18 protein-coding genes and 1 pseudogene are annotated in these 20,964 nt (G+C 69.2%); 9 read left to right on the top strand and 10 right to left on the bottom strand.

All coding sequences use genetic code 11. From position 1 onward, the window contains the following. Nucleotides 1-21: 21 nt before the first annotated feature. Both SGFS_RS42380 and SGFS_RS42385 read right to left on the bottom strand, forming a co-directional pair. Nucleotides 22-945, bottom strand: a complete 924-nt coding sequence (locus tag SGFS_RS42380; protein ID WP_286260333.1) for a carbohydrate kinase family protein — start codon at nt 943-945, stop codon at nt 22-24. 41 nt (nt 946-986) lie between these two features. Next, nucleotides 987-1,892, bottom strand: a complete 906-nt coding sequence (locus tag SGFS_RS42385) for a pseudouridine-5'-phosphate glycosidase (RefSeq protein ID WP_286257677.1) — start codon at nt 1,890-1,892, stop codon at nt 987-989. Between the two features lie 100 nt (nt 1,893-1,992). Here SGFS_RS42385 and SGFS_RS42390 point away from each other — a divergent pair, with 100 nt between their 5' ends. Then, nucleotides 1,993-2,421: a VOC family protein gene (locus SGFS_RS42390; RefSeq protein WP_286257678.1), complete on the top strand. Its 429-nt coding sequence runs from the start codon at nt 1,993-1,995 to the stop codon at nt 2,419-2,421. Nucleotides 2,422-2,503: 82 nt separating this feature from the next. Here the strand turns inward: SGFS_RS42390 and SGFS_RS42395 are convergent, their stop codons facing one another. After that, nucleotides 2,504-3,058 carry a methylated-DNA--[protein]-cysteine S-methyltransferase gene (locus SGFS_RS42395; RefSeq protein WP_286257679.1) on the bottom strand — a complete coding sequence of 185 codons (555 nt, stop codon included), beginning with the start codon at nt 3,056-3,058 and terminating at the stop codon, nt 2,504-2,506. Nucleotides 3,059-3,197: 139 nt separating this feature from the next. Continuing rightward, nucleotides 3,198-4,070 (bottom strand): glycerophosphodiester phosphodiesterase, encoded by an 873-nt coding sequence (locus tag SGFS_RS42400; protein WP_286257680.1) that lies wholly within the window; start codon nt 4,068-4,070, stop codon nt 3,198-3,200. Between the two features lie 277 nt (nt 4,071-4,347). Here SGFS_RS42400 and SGFS_RS42405 point away from each other — a divergent pair, with 277 nt between their 5' ends. From SGFS_RS42405 to SGFS_RS42430, 6 genes are all read left to right on the top strand, one after another. Further along, on the top strand, nt 4,348-5,217 hold the full coding sequence (locus SGFS_RS42405; protein WP_286257681.1) for an MHYT domain-containing protein: 870 nt from the start codon (nt 4,348-4,350) through the stop codon (nt 5,215-5,217). 40 nt (nt 5,218-5,257) lie between these two features. Continuing rightward, complete coding sequence (uvrB, locus tag SGFS_RS42410; RefSeq protein ID WP_286257682.1) at nt 5,258-7,396, top strand: excinuclease ABC subunit UvrB; 2,139 nt, start codon at nt 5,258-5,260, stop codon at nt 7,394-7,396. Between the two features lie 169 nt (nt 7,397-7,565). After that, nucleotides 7,566-8,144 carry a TerD family protein gene (locus SGFS_RS42415; RefSeq protein ID WP_286257684.1) on the top strand — a complete coding sequence of 193 codons (579 nt, stop codon included), beginning with the start codon at nt 7,566-7,568 and terminating at the stop codon, nt 8,142-8,144. Nucleotides 8,145-8,191: 47 nt separating this feature from the next. Further along, a complete protein-coding gene (locus tag SGFS_RS42420; protein ID WP_286257686.1) occupies nt 8,192-10,252 on the top strand; it encodes a TerD family protein in 2,061 nt (686 codons plus the stop codon). A gap of 279 nt (nt 10,253-10,531) precedes the next feature. Then, nucleotides 10,532-11,545 (top strand): TerC family protein, encoded by a 1,014-nt coding sequence (locus SGFS_RS42425; protein ID WP_286257687.1) that lies wholly within the window; start codon nt 10,532-10,534, stop codon nt 11,543-11,545. Nucleotides 11,546-11,681: 136 nt separating this feature from the next. Then, entirely contained in the window at nt 11,682-12,782 is a 1,101-nt protein-coding gene (locus tag SGFS_RS42430) for a calcium:cation antiporter (protein ID WP_286257688.1), read from the top strand. 31 nt (nt 12,783-12,813) lie between these two features. Here SGFS_RS42430 and SGFS_RS42435 read toward each other — a convergent pair whose 3' ends face one another. Further along, nucleotides 12,814-14,121, bottom strand: a complete 1,308-nt coding sequence (locus tag SGFS_RS42435; RefSeq protein ID WP_286257689.1) for an MFS transporter — start codon at nt 14,119-14,121, stop codon at nt 12,814-12,816. 228 nt (nt 14,122-14,349) lie between these two features. Between SGFS_RS42435 and aroQ the strand changes: the two genes are divergently transcribed. Then, a complete protein-coding gene (gene aroQ / locus SGFS_RS42440) occupies nt 14,350-14,823 on the top strand; it encodes a type II 3-dehydroquinate dehydratase (protein WP_286257690.1) in 474 nt (157 codons plus the stop codon). Between the two features lie 468 nt (nt 14,824-15,291). Here the strand turns inward: aroQ and SGFS_RS42445 are convergent, their stop codons facing one another. From SGFS_RS42445 to SGFS_RS42460, 4 genes and pseudogenes are all read right to left on the bottom strand, one after another. After that, complete coding sequence (locus SGFS_RS42445; protein WP_286257691.1) at nt 15,292-16,062, bottom strand: amino acid ABC transporter ATP-binding protein; 771 nt, start codon at nt 16,060-16,062, stop codon at nt 15,292-15,294. Then, the gene (locus SGFS_RS42450) at nt 16,059-16,976 is read right to left on the bottom strand and encodes an amino acid ABC transporter permease (protein ID WP_286257692.1); all 918 of its coding nucleotides are present in this window, start codon (nt 16,974-16,976) and stop codon (nt 16,059-16,061) included. Before SGFS_RS42450 ends, SGFS_RS42445 begins: the two co-directional genes overlap by 4 nt. Next, nucleotides 16,973-17,872 (bottom strand): ABC transporter substrate-binding protein, encoded by a 900-nt coding sequence (locus SGFS_RS42455; protein ID WP_286257693.1) that lies wholly within the window; start codon nt 17,870-17,872, stop codon nt 16,973-16,975. The genes SGFS_RS42450 and SGFS_RS42455 overlap by 4 nt, the downstream gene beginning before the upstream one ends. Before the next feature lie 408 nt (nt 17,873-18,280). Next, nucleotides 18,281-18,466: pseudogene (locus tag SGFS_RS42460) on the bottom strand (MBL fold metallo-hydrolase); the annotation flags it as partial. A 187-nt stretch (nt 18,467-18,653) separates the two neighbouring features. Between SGFS_RS42460 and SGFS_RS42465 the strand changes: the two are divergent. Then, a complete protein-coding gene (locus tag SGFS_RS42465) occupies nt 18,654-18,998 on the top strand; it encodes a hypothetical protein (protein WP_286257694.1) in 345 nt (114 codons plus the stop codon). An 899-nt stretch (nt 18,999-19,897) separates the two neighbouring features. Here the strand turns inward: SGFS_RS42465 and SGFS_RS42470 are convergent. Continuing rightward, complete coding sequence (locus SGFS_RS42470) at nt 19,898-20,677, bottom strand: hypothetical protein (protein WP_286257695.1); 780 nt, start codon at nt 20,675-20,677, stop codon at nt 19,898-19,900. Between the last annotated feature and the right edge of the window lie 287 nt (nt 20,678-20,964).

A 20,964-nucleotide genomic window follows, 5' to 3' on the forward strand; every position in this document is an offset into this window, starting at 1 on the left:
TCCCAGCCTCACCCCCGGTCCTCACCCCCGAGCCGGCGGCCTCCCGCCCACTTTCTCCACCGCCGACGCCCCCGCCCTGCACCCTTCCGCCGCGGCTTCCTCGGCCTCCGCGCCCGCGAGCAGCGCGGCGAGGAACGCGCCGGTGAAGGCGTCGCCCGCGCCGGTGGTGTCGCGGGGCGTGGCGGGGGCCGCCGGGACCCGCGCCCGGACGGCTCCCGCGCGGGCGATCAGCGCCCCGTCGGCCCCCAGCTTGGCGACGACCAGCGGAACGTGACGGCTCAACTTGGCCGCCGCGTCGTCCGGATCGGGCAGCCCGGTCAGGAGACACGCCTCGTCGAGGCTGGGCAGCAGGACGTCGACACCCTCGGCGAGTTCGAGGAAACGGTCCACGCCCAGCCCCGTCAGGAACCCCGCCGACGCGGGATCCACGCTCACCGGAACTCCACGCGCGCGTGCCGACTCCAGGGCCACCGCGACCAGCGCCCGACTCGGCTCCGAGAAGAACAGGTACCCCGACAGATGCAGCCGCGCGACGCCGTCGAGCAGCGTCGGTGACCAGTCGTCCGGGTCGAGCCGCAGCGAGGCACCGCTGTCGGTGAGGAACGTGCGTTCGCCCGCGTCCCCCGTGTCCACCAGGCAGATGACCGTCCCGGTCGCCGCCTCCGGATCGACGACCAGATGGGGCCGTACACCGGAAGCCCGCAACTCCCGCTCGTGCCAGGCGGCCGCGTCCGTACCGACTCGACCGAGCAGTCGTACGTCCGCGCAGCCCGAGTGAGCCGCCCAGCAGGCCACGTTGGCGCCCGCCCCGCCCGGCAGTGTCCGGATGGCGGCGGCCGTGTCGGTGCCCGGTGCGAGCGGACCGCGGTGCCGGGCGACGACATCCGTGACGATGTCCCCCACGACGAGCAACGCCCCGCCCGCCCTTCCCGCGGGCCCGCTCACCTCGGCCTCGGGCCCGCCCGCAGCACCGCGGGCCGCGCTGCTCACACCGTGGCCCAGGCGCCCGCGATCCGCGCCGCGAGCCGCACGTTCCCCCGTACGGCAGCCAGATTGGCGCTCAGGGAGGCGCCGTCGGTGTGCCGCACCAGATAGTCCAGCAGGAACGGGGTGACAGCCTGTCCCGTGACGCCCTCCGTCTCGCACGCCGCCAGCGCATCGGCGAGCACGCGCGCGTGGAGCTCGGGATCGAGCTGCTCCTCCTCGGGTACGGGGTTGGCGACGATCAGCGCGGACTCCGGCACGTCGAGCGCGTCCTGGGCCCGCATGACCTCCGCGACCGCGCCCGGCGAGTCCAGCGCCCACTCCACCGGATAGCCCGAGTCGGACAGATAGAAGCCGGGGAACCGCTCGGTGCCGTACCCCGCGACGGCGACGCCCAGTGTCTCCAGACGCTGCAGGGTCGCCGGCACGTCCAGGATCGACTTCACACCCGCGCACACCACAGTGATCCGCGTGCGCGCCAGCAGCCCCAGGTCGGCGGACTCGTCCTGCGTCACCGTCCACTCCCGGTGCACACCGCCCAGCCCACCGGTGGCGAACACCCGTACGCCTGCGAGGGCGGCCAGCAGCGCCGTCGCCGACACAGTGGTGGCGCCGCTCACCCCAGAGGCCACCGCGAGCGGAAGGTCCCGGTGGCCGAGCTTGCGGATCCCGTCCTCGTTGGCGACCCGCTCCAACTGTTCCTTGTCGAGGCCCACATGGGGCTTTCCGTCGAGCACGGCGATCGTCGCCGGTACGGCGCCCTCCTGCCGTACGACGTCCTCCAGCTCCAGCGCCACCTGCAGATTGCGCGGGCGGGGCAGCCCGTGCGCGATGATCGTGGACTCGAGCGCCACCACGGGTCGACGCGCGTCGACCGCCTCCCGCACCTCTTCCGACACCACCAGCACGCGCTTGCCTCCTGTCTGTCGTTCTTCCCCTGATCTCTGGCGGGCGGCACGCCCGGCCAAACCCTTGCGGGTTGTGGTGGACGACACCAACCTGGGGTGCATGACGGACAACACGACCCGCCTCGACCACGTCGTCCTCTGGGTCCGGGACCCGGTCACCGCCGCCGACTTCTACGAGAAGGCCGTCGGCCTTGAGCCCGTCAGGATCCCCGAATTCATCTCGGGCGAGGCACCCTTCCCCTCCGTACGCCTCAACGACGAGACCATTCTCGACCTCATGCCGCTCACCGCCGCGGAGCACATGAAGATGCTCCCCGGCGCCGCCGACAGCTCAGGCCACCCCGTCAACCACGTCTGCCTGGCCCTGCCCGGCGGCGCCTTCGACGAACTGCGCACCCGCCTGACGGAACGGTCCGCTCCCGTCTCCGACCTCTCCTACGACTCCTTCGGCGCGCGTGGGAAGGCGAAGCGCAGCTTCTACTTCCGTGACCCCGACGGCAACGTCTTCGAGGCACGGCACTACGAGTAGCGGCACGGAGCGGCAGGCACCGGTCTCAGGGGCACACAGGGGCACACAGGGGCACACAGGGGCACACAGGGGTCCATAGGGGTCAGAACAAGGGCTCCGGAAGCACCCCCTCCAGCGCCAGCAGCCTCCGCTTGGTCTCCAGCCCACCGCCGAAGCCCCCGATGCCGCCGTCGCTCTCCACCACCCTGTGGCACGGCACGACCACCGGCAGCGGATTCGACCCCATGGCTATGCCCACCGCTTGGGCCGCACCAGGCTGCCCCACTCGCCGGGCCAGGTCGCCGTAGCCCACGACCGAGCCGAACGGGACACCGGAGGCCAGCTCACGCAGCACCAGGCGGTTGAATCCGGAGATCAGCGACCAGTCCAACGGCAGCTCGAAGTCGCGCCGCTCGCCCGCGAAGTACGCCCCCACCTGGCGTATCGCCTCGGTCAGCAGCGGCGAGGCGGGGGATTCGACGGGCTCGGTACCGAGGCGGGACGCGAGCCGGTCGAGCGCCTTGTCGCGCACCGCGTCCGTGGCGTGGAACACGATGTTCACCAGGCCGTCGTCCGTCGCGGCCAGCAGCAGCGGACCGATGTCCGTCCCGACGACGGCCCACACGACCTGCCGCTCGTACTGCCCATGGCTGTTCATGCGACCACCGTACGGCCGGGCACTGACATTGATGCTGATACTCGGGTTCCGGAGGCAACGCCCGTGGCGTGGGCTCCCGGCTCGGAGCCCACGCACGGGCGGGACCGCTCGGCGGCCTTGTGCCTTCAGCGACTCTTTGTCAGCTCTTCGTCGCCTTCCTGACCACGTCGGGCTTGTTCGTGATGATGCCGTCCACGCCGTACTCCGCCATCTGTCGGGCGTCGGCCGCGGTGTTCACGGTCCAGGTCAGGACCTCCAGCGGCCTGCCGTGCGGCCCGTCGAACGCCTGGACGGAGGCGACGTACCCCCTGGAGATGGTCATGTACGAGGGATTGATCTGATCGGCGAACGTCGCGTACTCGGCCAGTTCGGCGATCTTCGGAGTGCCGAGGAAAGCGGTTCTGACGCCCGGACGCAGCTCGTGGACCGTCCGCACGGTGGCGGCGCTGAAGCTCTGGACCACCAGACGACTCCGCAGGCGCGCCGGGCTGAGCCAGCCCTCGTTACTGAGGACCTTGAGCGTCTGCCGTTCGATGCCCGGGTAGAGCTGGGGGTTCTTGATCTCCAGGACGAGCTTCTGGTTGTTGCGCGACACCCGCGTCATGTACTGCTCAAGCGTCGGCACGCGCGCGCCCGCGTAGCGCGTGCCGAACCAGCTGCCCGCGTCCAGGCGGGAGATCTCCTTGGATGTGAAGTCCCGCACGTTCCAGGGCGCCCGGCGCGGATACAACTCCTCCACATTCGTCGTGCGCGCGAGCGTGGCGTCGTGGATGACGACGAGTTCGCCGTCCTTGGTGCGCTGCACGTCGTTCTCCACCCAGGAGAAGCCCATGTCGGCGGCCATGTCCACGGCGGCCAAGGTGTTCTCCGGGGCGTACGCGGAAGCTCCGCGGTGGGCGACGACGAGCGGTCTGTCGTCATCTGCCGCCGCCTGCGCGGTGGGGGCGGGCAACAGGAGGACGGCGGTTCCGATGAACGCGGTGGCCGCGGCGGCAACTGCGCGTACGTGCATGCGTACTCCTCGCGTCGAGCGATCACGGTCAGCTCAAGGGTGACAGCAGAGGGTCAACGGAAGAGGGGTGCAGGATGGCCATCAATTGAATGGAGTTGCCTAAGTCCGCTCACGGGCGCCGCACAAGTGGGGCAAGGACGTGTTTCTTTGCCGGAAAATCGTTCGACCATTCCGGTGGGGGTCATACTCTCTGCGACACCCCTGACCGCTGGCGGTCCCGGGGCCGGGGGATCACAGCGAATTCAGGGACGCGTCAGGGCGGGAAAGGCAGCCGCGAATGCAGGGCACGGTCGACGGCTTCAGCTATGGACTCGTCACACCCTTGGTGGCCTATCTCATGGCCTGCCTCGGGGGTGCACTCGGTCTGCGCTGCACCACAAGAGCGATGCTCGTCGGCGGCTCCTGGAGAATCGGCTGGCTCGCCCTCGGGTCGGCGGCCATCGGCTCCGGCATATGGACGATGCACTTCGTCGCGATGATGGGCTTCAAGGTCGTCGAGACACCGGTCCACTACGACGCGCCGACAACGTTCGCGAGCCTCGCCGTGGCGATCGTCATGGTCGGCATCGGGATCTTCATGGTCGCCTCCAAGGGGGCGACCGGAGCGGCGCTGTTCAGCGGCGGCGCCATCACCGGTCTGGGCATCGCCTCCATGCACTACCTGGGCATGGCCGGCATGCGCCTCAACGGCAGACTCGAGTACAACACCGTCACCGTGGCGGCCTCGGTCGCGATCGCCGTCGTGGCCGCGATCGCCGCTCTGTGGGCCGCCGGACAGGTGCGCGGCTTCCTGTGGAGCGTGGGCGCCAGTCTCGTCATGGGCGTCGCGGTCAGCGGCATGCACTACACCGGCATGGCCGCCCTCAGCGTTCGTCTACACGCGATGACCGACGCAACCCCGGCCGGGGACTCGCCCGCCACCTTGTTGGCCCCGCTCATGGTCGGCCCGCTCCTCTTCCTGCTCCTGGCGGGTGCCGTCGTGATGTTCGACCCGCTGATGATCATGGACAAGGCCCGTGGCGTCCCCGTCGAGCGGCGACCGGGCATCCCGGCCCACACCGTCACCGCGCACACCACCCGGCGGCCTCTCGCCCGCATCGGCCGGCAGCGCGGCGACCGCAGTACCCGCACCCCGCAGAACTGGTGACGCGAACCCCGTTGTCAGTGGGGGGTCGTACGGTGGATTCATGCGGCCCGTTTCCCAGATCGAACGCACGGTGGCGCCCTTCGAGGTCGTCAGCCCCTACCAGCCGAGCGGCGACCAGCCCACGGCCATCGCCGACCTCGCCCGGCGCATCGAAGCCGGTGAGAAGGACGTCGTCCTGCTCGGCGCGACCGGCACAGGCAAGTCCGCCACCACCGCGTGGATGATCGAAAAGCTCCAGCGCCCCACCCTGGTGATGGCGCCGAACAAAACCCTGGCCGCCCAGCTGGCCAACGAGTTCCGCGAGCTGCTGCCGAACAACGCGGTCGAGTACTTCGTCTCGTACTACGACTACTACCAGCCCGAGGCCTACGTCCCTCAGTCGGACACCTATATCGAGAAGGACTCCTCGATCAACGAGGAGGTCGAGCGCCTGCGCCACTCCGCGACGAACTCCCTGCTCACCCGACGCGACGTCGTCGTGGTCGCCTCCGTCTCCTGCATCTACGGCCTCGGCACGCCCCAGGAGTACGTCGACCGCATGGTTCCCCTCAAGGTCGGCGAGGAGATCGACCGGGACGAGCTGCTGCGCCGCTTCGTGGACATCCAATACACACGCAACGACCTGGCGTTCACCCGGGGCACCTTCCGCGTCCGCGGCGACACCATCGAGATCTTCCCGGTCTACGAGGAGCTGGCCGTCCGCATCGAGATGTTCGGCGACGAGATTGAGGCACTCTCCACCCTCCACCCGCTCACCGGCGAGATCATCAGCGACGACGAGCAGCTGTACGTCTTCCCCGCCTCCCACTACGTCGCCGGCCCCGAGCGCCTGGAGCGCGCCGCCAACGACATCGAGAAGGAGCTGGGGGAGCGACTGTCGGAGCTGGAGAAGCAGGGCAAGCTCCTGGAGGCCCAGCGGCTGCGCATGCGCACGACGTACGACCTGGAGATGCTCCGCCAGATCGGCTCCTGCTCCGGCGTGGAGAACTACTCGATGCACTTCGACGGCCGCGAGCCCGGCTCCCCGCCGAACACGCTGCTGGACTACTTCCCCGACGACTTCCTCCTCGTCATCGACGAGTCCCACGTCACCGTGCCCCAGATCGGCGCGATGTACGAGGGCGACGCCTCCCGCAAGCGCACGCTCGTCGAACACGGCTTCCGCCTGCCGTCCGCGCTCGACAACCGCCCGTTGAAGTGGGAGGAGTTCCAGGAGCGCACCGACCAGACGGTCTACCTCTCGGCGACCCCCGGACAGTACGAGCTGTCCCGCTCCGACGGCCAGGTCGAGCAGATCATCCGCCCCACCGGCCTGATCGACCCCGAGGTCGTCGTCAAGCCCACCGAGGGCCAGATCGACGACCTGGTGCACGAGATCCGCAAGCGCACCGAGAAGGACGAGCGCGTCCTGGTCACCACGCTGACCAAGAAGATGGCCGAGGACCTCACGGACTACTTCCTCGAACTCGGCATCCAGGTCCGCTATCTCCACAGCGACGTCGACACCCTGCGCCGCGTCGAACTGCTGCGCGAGTTGCGCGCCGGTGAGTACGACGTCCTGGTCGGCATCAACCTCCTCAGGGAGGGCCTCGACCTGCCCGAGGTCTCCCTGGTGGCGATCCTCGACGCCGACAAGGAGGGCTTCCTGCGCTCCGGGACGTCCCTCATCCAGACCATCGGCCGCGCGGCGCGCAACGTATCCGGCCAGGTCCACATGTATGCCGACAAGATCACCCCGGCGATGGAGAAGGCCATCGACGAGACCAACCGTCGCCGGGAGAAGCAGGTCGCCTACAACAAGGCGAAGGGCATCGACCCCCAGCCACTCCGCAAGAAGATCAACGACATCGTCGCCCAGATCGCCCGCGAGGACGTCGACACCGAGCAGTTGCTCGGCACGGGCTACCGCAAGGGCAAGGACGGCAAGGGCGCCAAGGCTCCCGTGCCCTCCCTCGGCGGAAAGGCGGCCAAGGGCACCAAGGCCGCCAAGGGCAAGGCCAAGGAGACCGTCCCGACCGACCGTCCCGCGGCCGACCTCGCCCAGCAGATCGAGGACATGACGGCACGGATGCGCGCGGCAGCCGCCGATCTCCAGTTCGAGATCGCCGCCAGGCTGCGCGACGAGGTTTCGGAGATGAAGAAGGAGCTGCGGCAGATGAAGGAGGCGGGCCTGGCCTGACGGCCCAGCAGAGGTGCCGGGGGAGGGAGCGATCCCCCGGCCGGGCACAGTGTTGCAAGACCGACACAAAGTGCGACATCGATGGGGCATTGTCAGTGCTGCTGCGTAGGGTGCTGGACATCCGTGGACTCCGCGGCAACAGGGGACAGTTCGAGAGGGGAACAAGCGCGTGACCGTCAACATGACCAAGGGTCAGGCCATCAGTCTGCAGAAGAACGACGGGGGCAGCCTGACCGCCGTGCGCATGGGTCTCGGCTGGCAGGCTGCCCCGCGCCGCGGCCTGTTCGGCTCCCGCACCCGGGAGATCGACCTCGACGCCTCGGCCGTCCTGTTCGCGGACAAGCAGCCGGTGGACGTCGTCTTCTTCCGCCACCTCGTCAGCGACGACGGCTCCGTGCGCCACACGGGTGACAACCTCGTGGGCGGCGTCGGCCAGGGCGGCGACGACGAGGCCATCCTCGTCGACCTCGCGCGCGTCCCGGTCCACATCGACCAGATCATCTTCACCGTGAACTCCTTCACGGGCCAGACCTTCCAGGAGGTGCAGAACGCGTTCTGCCGTCTGGTCGACGAGACCAACGGCCAGGAACTCGCGCGCTACACACTCGCGGGCGGCGGCGCCTACACGGCCCAGATCATGGCGAAGGTGCATCGCGCGGGCAGCGGCTGGCAGATGACGGCCATCGGCTCGCCCGCCAACGGCCGTACTTTCCAGGACCTGATGCCGTCGATCCTGCCGGTCCTCTAGGCAGCCTGACGCAAGCCGCACGAAGCGACACAGGGGGGACGAAGGCGATGACGGCCGAGCTGGTCAGGGGGCAGAACCATCCGCTCCCCGAGGTCCGACTGGAGATCCGCGTCTCGGTGGGCAAGCCGATCGTGGCCGGGGCCACCCTCGGCGACGAGCACGGCCGGGTGCACGGCGTGGAGTGGGTGGCCCACCCGGGCGCGCCCACCCTGCCGGGCCTCGAGGTCTCCAAACAGGCGGCGGCCGACCACCGCCTCGCCGTGGACCTGGACGCCCTGCCGGAGTCCGTGCACCGGGTGACCGTGCTCCTCGCACTGCCGCCCGGGCCCGGTGGCCCGGCGCGGTTCGGCGCCGTCGCCGCCCCCTTCGTCGCGGTCACCGGCCTCGACGGCGCCGAGGTGGCCAGCTACACCCTCACCGGTCTGGACGCCGAGTCGGCCGTCATCGCCCTGGAGCTGTACCGCAGACAGGGCGCCTGGAAGGTCCGCGCGGTCGGCCAGGGGTACGCGGGCGGCCTCGCCGAGCTGCTCACCGACCAGGGCCTGCCCGAGGCCCACCAACTCGCGGCGGCCATCCACGAAGCGGTGGCCCAGGGCCTCGCCCGCTCGGTGGCGGCACCCCCGCCGCGTGTCCCTGACCCGGACCGCTCCCGGCAGACCGCCGCACCCGCGCTGGGCGCCGACCAGACCCACCACACCACCGCACCCCAGGGCACCGCCGGAAACGGTTCGCCGCAGCAGAGTCCTCAGCCCACCGCTCCGTACGGCACTCCCGGGCCGCAGGGCTCGACGTCCCCGTACGGGCCCCAGGGCCCGCAGGACGACACCCTGCCCGACCACCCGGCCCCCGCACCGGCGGACCAGCCCGCTGCCGCGCCGGCCGCGGGCAGCCCCGTCAACTACACCCACCCCGGGCGGCAGACCACCGCACCCCCACCGCCTGCGCCGACCGCGCCCCCGGTCCAGCCGGGGCAACCCGCGCAGCCGGTGGCGGGTGACGCGACCGGCTGGTCGATGGAGGAGCGGCTCTACAACCAGGTCTGGGGCATGTTCGAGGACCTGGCGCGCACGACGGCCGCGTACCGCAGCGCCGTCGACTTCGCCGAATCGCGCATGGAACAGGAGCTCGACAAGGTCCTCTCCGACCCGCGCAACCGCATCGGCGGCCAGGGAGACGCCGCGCGCGACGCCGCCCGCACCAAGCAGGCCCAGCTCGTCGACCAGGCCAGGGAGGCCTTGGACCGGGACCTCGCCCAGCTCCAGGCCGAGGCCGATGTCGTCGAGCCCGCGCTGCCCCCGGCATACGCCCGCTGGGACAACCCGGTCTGGCACGGCTACCACGTTCCGATGGAGATCCCGATGGCCGTGCGCCTGGGCGATCTTCATCTGCCGGAGAGCGAGGGGCTTCGCATCCCGATGCTGGTCCGGCTGCCGCTGGAGCGCGGACTGTGGATCGACAGCGGCCGCGCCGGCTCCCACGACGCACCCGCCGACTCCGACGAGCTGCGCCGCCTCGCCCTGGACACGGCGGTGGTGCTCGCCGCGCGGCTGCTCGCGGTCTACCCACCGGGCGACTTCGGTGTCCACGTCATCGACCCGGCCGGTGCCGGAGTCACCGCGCTCGCGCCCCTGGTCCGGAGCGGAGTGCTGGCCGGTCCGCCCGCGGCCGGTGCCGCAGGAGTCTCGGACGTCCTGGGCCGACTCACCCAGCGTGTCGACCTCGTGCAGATGGCATTGCGCGGCGGCGCCCCCGACGCACTGCCCTCGGGCTTCGACACGGCAGAGCAGCTGCTGATCGTCAACGACTTCCCGCACGGCTTCGACGACCGTGCCGTGACCCAGCTCCGCTATCTCGCGGACGAGGGCCCGGCCGTCGGCGTCCACCTGATGATGGTCGCCGACCGGGAGGACGCCGCCGCCTACGGGCCGTTGCTCGACCCGCTGTGGCGTTCGCTGTTGCGACTCACCCCGACCCCGGACGACCACCTGGCCGACCCCTGGGTCGGTCACGCGTGGACCTATGAGCCGTCGTGTGTGCCGCCCGGCAGTCGGATTCTCGACCGGGTGCTCACCCAGGTCGCGGATGCCCGCCGCGCCTGGAAGCGGTGAGCCACCGCCTCCCTCAAGACCTTGCAAAGCCGCCTGACCTGGCGATTTGATAGTTTCTTTGCCTCGGCCTTTACCTTTTCTTGGTGATTGGGTACTCTCGTTCGTACGGAGGGGAGTACTCCCTACCTGCTGCGGCGTACCCGTCAATACGGATCTGGCCAGATCCCGGGGCGTCGGCCCGAAGGCATCAGGCGTCACCGAACGCCTGGGTCCGAGGGTGGAAGAGACCTCCGGTAGCGACGACGCTGAAATTTGCCGTTACGTACTGCCGGAGGCGCAGTGGATGTTTCCGTGACCCTATGGGTCCTCACAGTTGTGGGCCTCGCGGCCCTCATCGCGGTCGACTTCTTCATCGGCCGCAAGCCGCATGACGTGTCCATCAAGGAAGCCGGAATCTGGACGGTCGTGTGGATCGTCCTGGCCGTGCTCTTCGGGCTGGGCCTGCTCGTCTTCTCCGGCGGTCAGCCGGCCGGGGAGTTCTTCGCGGGCTTCATCACCGAGAAGTCGCTCAGTGTCGACAACCTCTTCGTCTTCGTACTGATCATGGCGAAGTTCGCGGTGCCCTCGCAGTACCAGCAGCGCGTCCTGCTCGTCGGAGTGCTGATAGCCCTGGTGCTCCGCGCGATCTTCATCGCAGCGGGCGCCGCGATCCTCTCCAGCTTCGCCTGGGTCTTCTACATCTTCGGCGCCTTCCTGATCTACACGGCCTGGAAGCTGATCCAGGAGGCCAGGGCCGACGAGTCCGAGGAGGAGTACGAGGAGAACAAGCTCCTCAAGGCCGCCGAGAAGCGCTTCGGCGTGGCCGACCGGTACCACGGCACCAAGCTGTGGATCGAGCAGAACGGCAAGCGCGTCATGACGCCGATGCTGGTCGTCATGCTCGCGATCGGCACCACGGACGTGCTCTTCGCCCTGGACTCGATCCCCGCGATCTTCGGTCTGACCCAGGACCCGTACATCGTCTTCACGGCCAACGCGTTCGCGCTGATGGGTCTGAGGCAGCTGTACTTCCTGATCGGCGGTCTGCTGAAGAAGCTGGTCCACCTCTCCTACGGGCTGTCCGTCATCCTCGGCTTCATCGGCGTCAAGCTCGTGCTGCACGCTCTGCACGAGTCCGGCGTCCACGTGCCCGAGATCTCCATCCCGGTCTCGCTCGGCGTGATCTGCGCGGTCCTGGCCGTCACCACGGTCACCAGCCTGATCGCCTCCAAGAAGCAGGCGGCGGCGGAGGCCGAGGCCGAGGCCGAGCAGAAGAAGGTCGAAGGCGCCGAGAAGGACAGCATCGAGGCCTGACACCGGCCCACCCGCCGGACACGCGCACCGGCATCGGACAGCCAACACCGATCGACGGGGCCCCGCACGACCGGAGACGCAGAGCAGGCGCGTCCACCGGAGTGCGGGGCCTTTTCACGTCTGAAAGGATCTCCGCATGATCGCTCGGCTCCGGTCACTCACGGCCCGATGGACGGCCGTGGTCCCCGTGGCCGCGATCGTCCTGCTCGTTCTCACCTGGGGCCGCGACCTGCCGGGGGCGGCCGTCGCACTGGTGACGCTGGTACTCGCCGGAGCGGTACTTGCCGCCGTGCACCACGCCGAGGTCGTCGCCCACCGGGTCGGCGAGCCGTTCGGCTCCCTCGTGCTCGCCGTCGCCGTCACGATCATCGAGGTCGCCCTGATCGTCACGCTGATGGCCGACGGCGGCGACAAGAGCTCGACCCTCGCCCGCGACACCGTCTTCGCCGCGGTGATGATCACCGTCAACGGCATAGTCGGCGTCTGCCTGCTCGTCGCCTCACTGCGCCACGGTCTGGCGGTCTTCAACCCGGAAGGCACCGGCGCCGCCCTCGCGACGGTCGCGACCCTTGCCACGCTCAGCCTGGTCTTCCCGACCTTCACTACCAGCAAGCCCGGCCCGGAGTTCTCCACGGCCCAGCTCACCTTCGCCGCACTCGCCTCACTGCTGCTGTACGGCTTGTTCGTGGCGACCCAGACCGTCCGCCACCGGGACTACTTCCTGCCGATCACCCGGCACGGCGAGGTGATCACCGCCGACGACCACGCCCAGGCGCCGACGGCCCGCACCGCCGGGATCAGCCTCGGACTGCTCGGCCTCGCGCTCGTCGGCGTGGTCGGCCTCGCCAAGGGCGTCTCACCCACGATCGAGAACGGCGTCGAGGCGGCCGGACTGCCGCACGCCGTCGTCGGCGTCATCATCGCGCTTCTCGTACTGCTCCCCGAGACCATCGCCGCCCTGCGCGCGGCCCGCCGGGACCGCGTGCAGACCAGCCTCAACCTCGCCCTCGGCTCCGCGATGGCCAGCATCGGCCTGACCATCCCGGCCGTGGCGCTGGCCTCGGTCTGGCTCTCCGGGCCACTCGTCCTCGGCCTCGGCGCCACCCACATGGTGCTGCTCGCGCTGACCGTGGTGGTGGCCTCCCTGACGGTCGTCCCCGGGCGCGCGACACCGTTGCAGGGCGGCGTCCATCTGGTGCTGTTCGCGGCGTACCTGGAACTGGCGGTCAACCCGTAGCGGCCGAGTCGGACGAGTGGCGTCCGGAGGGTCACCCCGTGGCGGCCTCCGCCGCGGGGGCCGCCGCAGGCACCGGCCGGGTCTCCGGCAGCAGCGCGAAACAGCCCAGGCTCAGCAGCGCGATCCCGGTGAGATACGCACCCACTCCCCACGGCACCCGCCCGCCCTGGGCCACCGCGGTCGCCACGATCGGCGTCAGGGCGCCGCCCAGCACCCCGCCGAGGTTGTAGCCCACCGCGGCCCCCGTGCAGCGCACCCGGGGCTCGTACAGCTCCGGAAGGTACGCGGCGATGACGGCGAACATCGTGACGAACGCGACCATCGCCACCAGGAAGCCGAGGAACATCAGCAGAGGTTCGCCGGTCGCCAGCAACGCGACCATCGGGAACATCCACAGCACGGTGGCGGCGCAGCCCGCCAGGCACATGGGACGCCGCCCGTAGCGGTCGCCCAACACGGCAGCCACAGGCGTCAGTGCCCCCTTCACCACCACGGCGGCCATGATGCAGGTCAGCATCACCGTACGGCTCACCCCGAGCCGCTCGGTCCCGTACGCGAGGGACCAGGTCGTCACCGTGTAGAACACGGCGTACCCGATCGAGAGCGCCCCGGCCGTCAGCAGGACGAGCCGCCAGTGGCCGCGCACCACCTCGGTGAGCGGCACGCGCGCGTGGTCGTCGATCTCCAGGAACTGAGGGCTCTCCCTGAGTGACGAACGCAGCCACAGCCCGGCCACGGCCAACACGCCCGCCGCCCAGAACGGCACCCGCCATCCCCACGCCGCGAACTGCGCGTCCGACAAGGTCGCCGACAGCGTCAGCATCACACCGTTGGCCAGCAGGAACCCCACCGCAGGACCCACCTGGGGGAAGCTCGACCACAGCCCGCGCCGCTCGGCCGGCGCGTGCTCCGCCGTCAGCAGCACCGCCCCGCCCCACTCCCCGCCCAGCCCGAGCCCCTGCAGGAAGCGCAGGACGAGCAGGAGGAAGGGAGCGGTCACCCCGATCGACTCGTACGTGGGGACGCAGCCGACGGCCACGGTCGCGCCCCCGGTGAGCAGCAGTGAGGCGACAAGGACCGGCCGCCGTCCGTGCCGGTCCCCGATGTGCCCGAACAGCACCGAGCCGAGCGGCCGTGCCACGAAGCCGACGCCGAAGGTCGCGAAGGCCGCGAGGGTTCCCGCCAGGGGGGAGAACGTCGGGAAGAACAGTGGCCCCAGGACGAGGGCCGCCGCCGTCCCGTAGACGAAGAAGTCGTAGAACTCGATGGCCGTCCCGGCGAGGGAGGCGGCCGCGAGCCGCAACATGGAGGGCGGTTCTACGGTGCGTGCACTGTGCATGCAGCCTCAACTACCCACAGTGAGCGATGGTTACGGGGGCGTACGGAGGCCCGTTCGACGCCACCGCGTTTCGGCGGGACGTCGTGATGCGCCGGGGCCGCTCGTCCGCACGGGTGATCCCGCTCGGGACGGACGGGCCGGTCGCCATGTCGGCGCACCGTGATAGACCGGGTCCGAGCAGCGGTCCCGAAACGGGCCGACGTCACGCACGACCGGACCGGAGGAACCGTGCCCCGCACTCTCGCCAACGCCCCGATCATGATCCTCAACGGACCGAACCTGAACCTCCTCGGTCAGCGCCAGCCCGAGATCTACGGCTCCGACACGCTCGCCGACGTCGAGGCGATGTGCGCCAAGGCGGCGGCCGCGCACGGCGGCACGGTGGACTTCCGACAGTCCAACCACGAGGGCGAGCTGGTCGACTGGATCCACGAGGCACGGCTCGACCACTGCGGAATCGTCATCAACCCTGGTGCCTACTCGCACACCTCCGTAGCGATTCTGGACGCGCTCAACACCTGTGACGGACTGCCCGTGCTGGAGGTCCACATCTCCAACATCCACAAGCGCGAGACGTTCCGGCACCACTCGTACGTCTCGCTGCGCGCCGACGGTGTCATCGCGGGGTGCGGTGTGCAGGGCTATGTGTTCGGGGTGGAGCGGGTCGCGGCGCTGGTGGGGGCGGCGCAGGCGGACGCCTGAACGGAATAGCGAAGCCCGATTGTCAGTGGTCGATGCCACGATCGACTGGGTGTGACGGGAGTGCTCGACGGGCGTGTGCTGATCCAGCCGACCGGCTACCGCCTCGGCACGGCGAGCGTCCTCGACGCGATGTCCCCGGGCGCGACCGCCTAGTGGCTGTTCAACCCGAAGGGAGGGGCGTTCGGAGAGTTCTCTCGCGACGGCCGCGGAGAGCTGAGCGAAGAGATCGGCTTCGTCTTCGGCGGCGAGCCCGACCTCCACCGGCTGTACCGTTTCTGGGAGTGGAACAAGCCGGGCACGCGGGGCGCCTGCCAGTCGGCGTACGCCTCCCGCCTGGGCGGCAGACGCCTCACCGACCGCCGTCCTGTCGCGTGACACCCGCCGCCTGGGCGGAGATGTCCGAGGGCAGCGCACTGCTGGGCTGAGCCCTCGGGGTACGACACCGCGGCGGCACTCGCGCGACGGAGGTCAGAGGCGGCCCGACTCCACGATCCGGCGCAGGAAGCGCCGGGTGCGCTCCTGCTGGGGGCTGCCGAAGATCTCCTCGGCGGTGCCGCGCTCCAGGACCACGCCTCCGTCCAGGAAGCACACCTGGTCCGCGACGTCACGGGCGAAGCCCATCTCGTGCGTGGCCAGCACCATGGTCATGCCCTCGTCCTTCAGATCCCGGACGACGGTGAGAACCTCACCCACGAGTTCCGGATCCAGCGCGGCGGTGATCTCGTCGAACAGCAGCAGCCGGGGCCGTACGGCCAGCGCGCGGACGATCGCGACCCGCTGCTGCTGACCACCGCTCAGCCGGTCCGGGTACTCGGCCGCCTTCGCGCCGAGCCCCAGCCGGTCGAGCAGCTCACGGGCCTGCTGTTCGGCCTCGGCGCGGCCCACACCGTGCACCCGGCGCGGCGCGAGCGTGATGTTGTCCAGCACGGTCATGTGCGGGAAGAGGTTGTACGACTGGAAGACCACACCGATCCGGCGGCGTACGGCGTCCTGGTCGGCCCGAGGGTCGGTGATCTCCTCGCCGTCCAGCCAGATCGCACCGTCGTCGATGTCCTCCAGCAGATTGGCGCAGCGCAGCAGCGTCGACTTGCCTGACCCGGAGGCGCCGATCAGCGCGGTCACCGTGTGCGGGGCGACCTCCAGGTCGACGTCCCGCAGGACGACCGAGTCGCCGAAGGTCTTGCGGACGGACTCCATCCGCAGCACGGGGGCGGCGGTGGGCCCGGAGGTGTCGCTCATATCGTGCCTCCCTGCGCCCGCTGCCGGTCCATCCGGGCCGTGACCCAGTCGGTGAAGCGGGTCATCGGGATGGTCAGGGCGACGAAGACCAGTCCCGCGACGATGTACGGCGTGTAGTTGAGGCTGCGGCCCACGATGATGTCGGCGGCGCGCACCGCGTCGATCGCGCCGCCGATCGAGACCAGACCGGTGTCCTTCTGCAGCGACACCAGGTCGTTGAGGAGAGGGGGCACCTGACGGCGTACGGCCTGGGGGAGCACGACATGGCGCAGCGCCTGCCAATTGGTCAGGCCCAGCGAGCGTGCCGCCGCGCGCTGCGAGGGATGCACGGACTCGATGCCGGCACGGAACACCTCTGCGACGTACGCCGAGTACGTCAGCGTCAGCGCCGTGCCGCCCAGCAGCACCGGGTCGACGGTGACACCCTGGAGCCGCAGCGCGGGGACGCCCAGGACCACGATCATCAGGTTGATGATCAGCGGCAGTCCGCGGAAGAAATCGGTGTACGCGGCGGCCAGCGCCCGCAGTGGGAAGAACACCGGGCCGCGCAGGGTCCGCGCGACGGCGATCAGCATGCCGAGGACCAGCACGGCGACACCGCAGATCAGCAGCAGCCGGACGTTCAGCCAGAGGCCTTCGAGGACCTTGGGCAGCGCCTCGCGCGCGTACTTCGCGCTGAAGAACGTCTCCTTGGTGCGCGGCCAGCCGGGCGCGTTGACGACGACGAGATAGAGGACGACGGCCGTGACGAGGGTCGACAACGCGGCGATGCCCGTCGCGCGGCGGGACCGGGTGCGCTTGTAGCGCTCCCGGTCGATCCGCCGCTGCGACGGGACGTACGTGTCGTCCGCGCCGGGCATGTCGCTGTCGTCGTCCGAGCCCTCCTGGCCGGACTCCTGCTTCACGAAGGTCACTTGAGCACCGGGGCGTCGACGGCGTCGGAGAGCCACTTCTGTTCGATCTTCGCGAGGGTGCCGTCCTCGCGCAGGGCGTCCACGGCGTCCGTCACGCACGACGTCAGGGCGCTGCCCTTGTCGAGGACGAGACCGAACTGCTCCGGTGCGCCGCCCTGGTTCTCGAACTGTCCGACGATCTCGGCGTCCGTCACCTCGGCCGAGGTGATGTAGAAGGCGGTCGGCAGGTCGACGACGATGGCGTCGATCTGGCCGTTCTTCAGCGCGGACTTGGCCTGGTCGTTCTTCGAGTACGCGGCGGCCTCCTGGGCGGGCTTCACCACGTCGTCGATGTAGTTGAGGCTGGTGGTGCCGACCTGGGCGCCGAGGTGCAGTTTCCTGAGGTCCGCGATGCTCGTCGCCTTCGCGGCCTTGGAGTCCTTGAGGGCGATGACGGCCTGGCGGACGTCGTAGTAGCCGGAGGAGAAGTCCACGGCCTTCTTGCGCTCGTCGCTGATCGACACCTGGTTGATGTCGAAGTCGAAGGTCTTCTCACCCGGCGCGAAGGCCTTGTTGAACGGCACGCTCTGCCAGACCACGTCGGCCTTGTCGTAGCCGAGTTGCTTCGCCACGGCGTACGCGACGGCCGACTCGAAGCCCTCGCCGTTCTTGGGGTCGTCGCCCTTGAACCAGGGTTCGTAGGCAGGTGAGTCGGTGGCTATCGTCAGCTTTCCGGAGGCCTCGGTGCTCAACTCGCCCTTGGCGCAGGTCGCCCCGGACGCCGAGGCGGAGGCCGAGCCGGACGCGTCGTTCTCCGGCTGTGGGGCACAGCCCACCGCGACGGCGGCGAGCAGGGCGGCGGTGGCGGCGGAGGCGGCGCGATACGGGGAGCGCGGGTTCCGAGAGGCAGGACGCATGGCGGGAGACTGACAGCGCGACGTCCTGTTTGTCGAGGTCACGTGGGCAATTGTCCGCATAGTGGGAACGCGTGTTGCAATCCAGTGAACGCTCGCTGTGAACCCGCCGGACGCGGTCGCGAGAAGCTCGGGCGGGGCCGCCGGCCGAGGGCGGGGTTGGAGAGGCCGGCGGCCCATCCGCACGGGAGCCGTCATCCCGCGCGGAACTGACTCCAGTGGACTACGCCACGGCGCACGCCGGGAGCGCGCGCGTGGCACCGGTGTGTGTGTTCGATTCACACGGGGCGTGCGAGCTGAGGCCGCGCGCCCCTGAGAAGAGATCTGCCAACTCCCTCCGGTCGGTCGGCAGTTCACCGACCGCAGCGATGACGGTCGGTCATTTCGGCGGTCACTCATGCCGCCCTCCGGTCACCAGCCCCGCGCATGCCATTCCGGAAGGTGCGGACGCTCCGCGCCGAGAGTCGTGTCGTTGCCGTGGCCCGGGTAGACCCAGGTCTCGTCGGGGAGCGCGTCGAAGATCTTCGTCTCGACGTCATGGATCAGGCTGGCGAACGCCTGCGGGTCCTTGCGGGTGTTGCCCACGCCGCCCGGGAAGCCTGGGGGTGCTGGCGACCGCGAGCTCTGGACTGCTTGGCTCTGTTCGCGAGAGGGGGATTCTGGCGCAGATCTCGGGGAGCGGTTGCGGAGTGTCACCGCGACAACAGTGTGAGTTGGGGGTGGTTTGCCGGGATAGTCCAATATTCCAGGCCCTCCCGGGAGTCGTGCCGGCATCGTATGAACCATGGCGGCGATTGACGGCACATCCGAGCCTGACGGCTCTTTCCGCAGTGCTTGTCCGCCCCTTTTGGAGGAAGCGTGGCCGTATCAGGCGGATCGGGTGTGTCCGGAAGGCTTGCCGATGACCGCGGCCCAGGCGCTCGCAATGGGAATGAACTCGCCGGTCCTGCGTGAACTGGCCGGTGTGCTACGTCATGCGGACCCCCGGGGCATCCGTGACACATTCGAGCAGGCTCTCGAGGAAAGGGGGATCGTTCTACCCGATCACCATCTGGCCCGACTGGCCTCACACGGTGAGAACCCAGCGCCCGATCACAACGCGGAAACCTCCTCGGCAGTCCAAGGATGAGGCGGAAGGCCGGGCCCACCATTCAGCGTGCTCAACTTGCCCAACCGCACAGCCGCACGCTCACGCGACACCTCCATGTGAGGCAGCGCCACCCACAGGCGCAAGAAGAACATGAGCGTGAACGCAATGGTGTCCCTGCTCGACCGATCATTCTCCGCAACAGCCTGCTCCACCGCCCCATCTTCAGATGTCCATCCACCATGGCGGTCATCTGGTCATCAACCGGATGCCCCTTCTTGCGGTTGTAAGCGAACCGTCTTTCCTCCGCCAACAGGAACTGAAGCAGACCGAATCGTGCGAACCGCACAGTCGCCTCCCCGCGGTTTTCTACTGTGCCGAGATACTCCATATTGACGAACAGTTCGAACAGCTGACGCGTCACACCGACAGCATGTTCCCAATGGCCATGCTCCGACAAAGACCGCACAGCCTTTAGGCTGTTGATCCCTCGCACAAGGATCTCCGCGTCGAACCGGGTGAGCTGGTTCTCGATATCAGGTGTCTCTAGTACGGCCCTGTCTGCCGCCGACGTCACATCCTCCATCAGCTTGAAGAACGGCCGAAGCCGACCTCGCGGCGAAGAGACGCGCTCCACCTGCGGGTTGCCCGACACCTGCGCGCCCGGACGCTTCCCCTGCTGACTCTCCGCTTCCTACTGGTCGGCACCCCCGGACCATGGCCACCCCAGTCGAGGGTTCGCCTGCCACTTTCCCCGACCCGTACGGCTGTCCCGGAACCCCACCGGCCAGTAGATCAACACCTGAAATCGGCAATGGAATACATAGAAGCGTCCGCTGTATTCACTTCGAAGGAAAACGAATGCTCTCTAGAGGCCATCTCATTTGGCGAGTCTGCGGTAGCAGATGAGAGTGCAGGCGGCGATTCTGTGTCGCACCCGCTCAGTCGGCCGAAGTGTTCTGTGTCGCCTTGCGTGCCTCGGTGAGGGCTCGCTGCCTGAGGTTGCCTCCGAACAACTGAATCGTGGTGGCGGCCAGGATGTCATCCCTGCCGATGGTCCGCCCGTCCCCCCTGCGGGCGGACAGGGCCCGGAGGGAATCCTGGAGGAACGGAGGTGGGGCCGGTTCGCCCGAGATCGCCAGGGTGGCCGTACCGAAACGTTTGACCCCGCCCTCGCGGACGACCAACGCCGCGTCCCGGGCGAGGTCCGTCAGGAACACGCTCGCGATTCCGTCCAGGTCGCGGACCATCGCCGGGACGGCCGTCGCCCCCTGGCTCCGCAACAGCTTCTTGACCCCGGCCTCGAACCTGTGGGCGCCAACCACAGCACTCGGTTTGCGTGACCTGCTGCGCTTACGAGAAGGCGCGATGACTCCCTCGGCGTCGTACAGGACACCGGTCAGGCCTTGAAACGTCGGGCTGTGATCGTACCATTTGTCCCCCACCTCGAGCTCGACGTTCCGGTCGATCGCCGAGAGAAGGTCCCCGGGAATCAGCTTCTTCCGGGCCTCCTCCGCCGCCGCTCTCTTCGCGCCGTCGATGATCTCCGTCAGCACTGTCCGCGTCACCGACGCGGCGGCCCATGCGGCCGACCGAGAGACGTGCATCGAGGTCACGTCCCTGAACACCGCTTTGACGAGAGAAGGCTTGAACGGCGAGACATCCATGACCGAGGCGGTCTTGGGACCGCCGCGCTCAGGGCGTGCGGGCTGTGCGGTCATCGGAAGAAACGCTCCCTAATGTGATCGGTCATGCGCCCCCTTGCTGAAGAACGCAGAGTAGCGGCGCGCTGGTTCTACTGGCAGGCGTACTTCAGGTTCCGTGCCCGGGCCGTGACGACCTCGCCGATCGCCTTGGCCGCAGCGGTCTGATGCCTCTTCAGCGCGAGCACCAGCCGATCCAGATCCCCACCCAGCCCCTCGGCGAAGTAAGCGGGGTGCGACCGAGGTACTCGCCAAAGGGGCAATGGGATGATCTTGAAGCCCTGAGCGCTCGGCCCTCGCATTTC

Origin of the sequence: Streptomyces graminofaciens (genome assembly GCF_030294945.1) — a bacterium.
Taxonomy (GTDB): Bacteria; Actinomycetota; Actinomycetes; order Streptomycetales; family Streptomycetaceae; genus Streptomyces; species Streptomyces graminofaciens.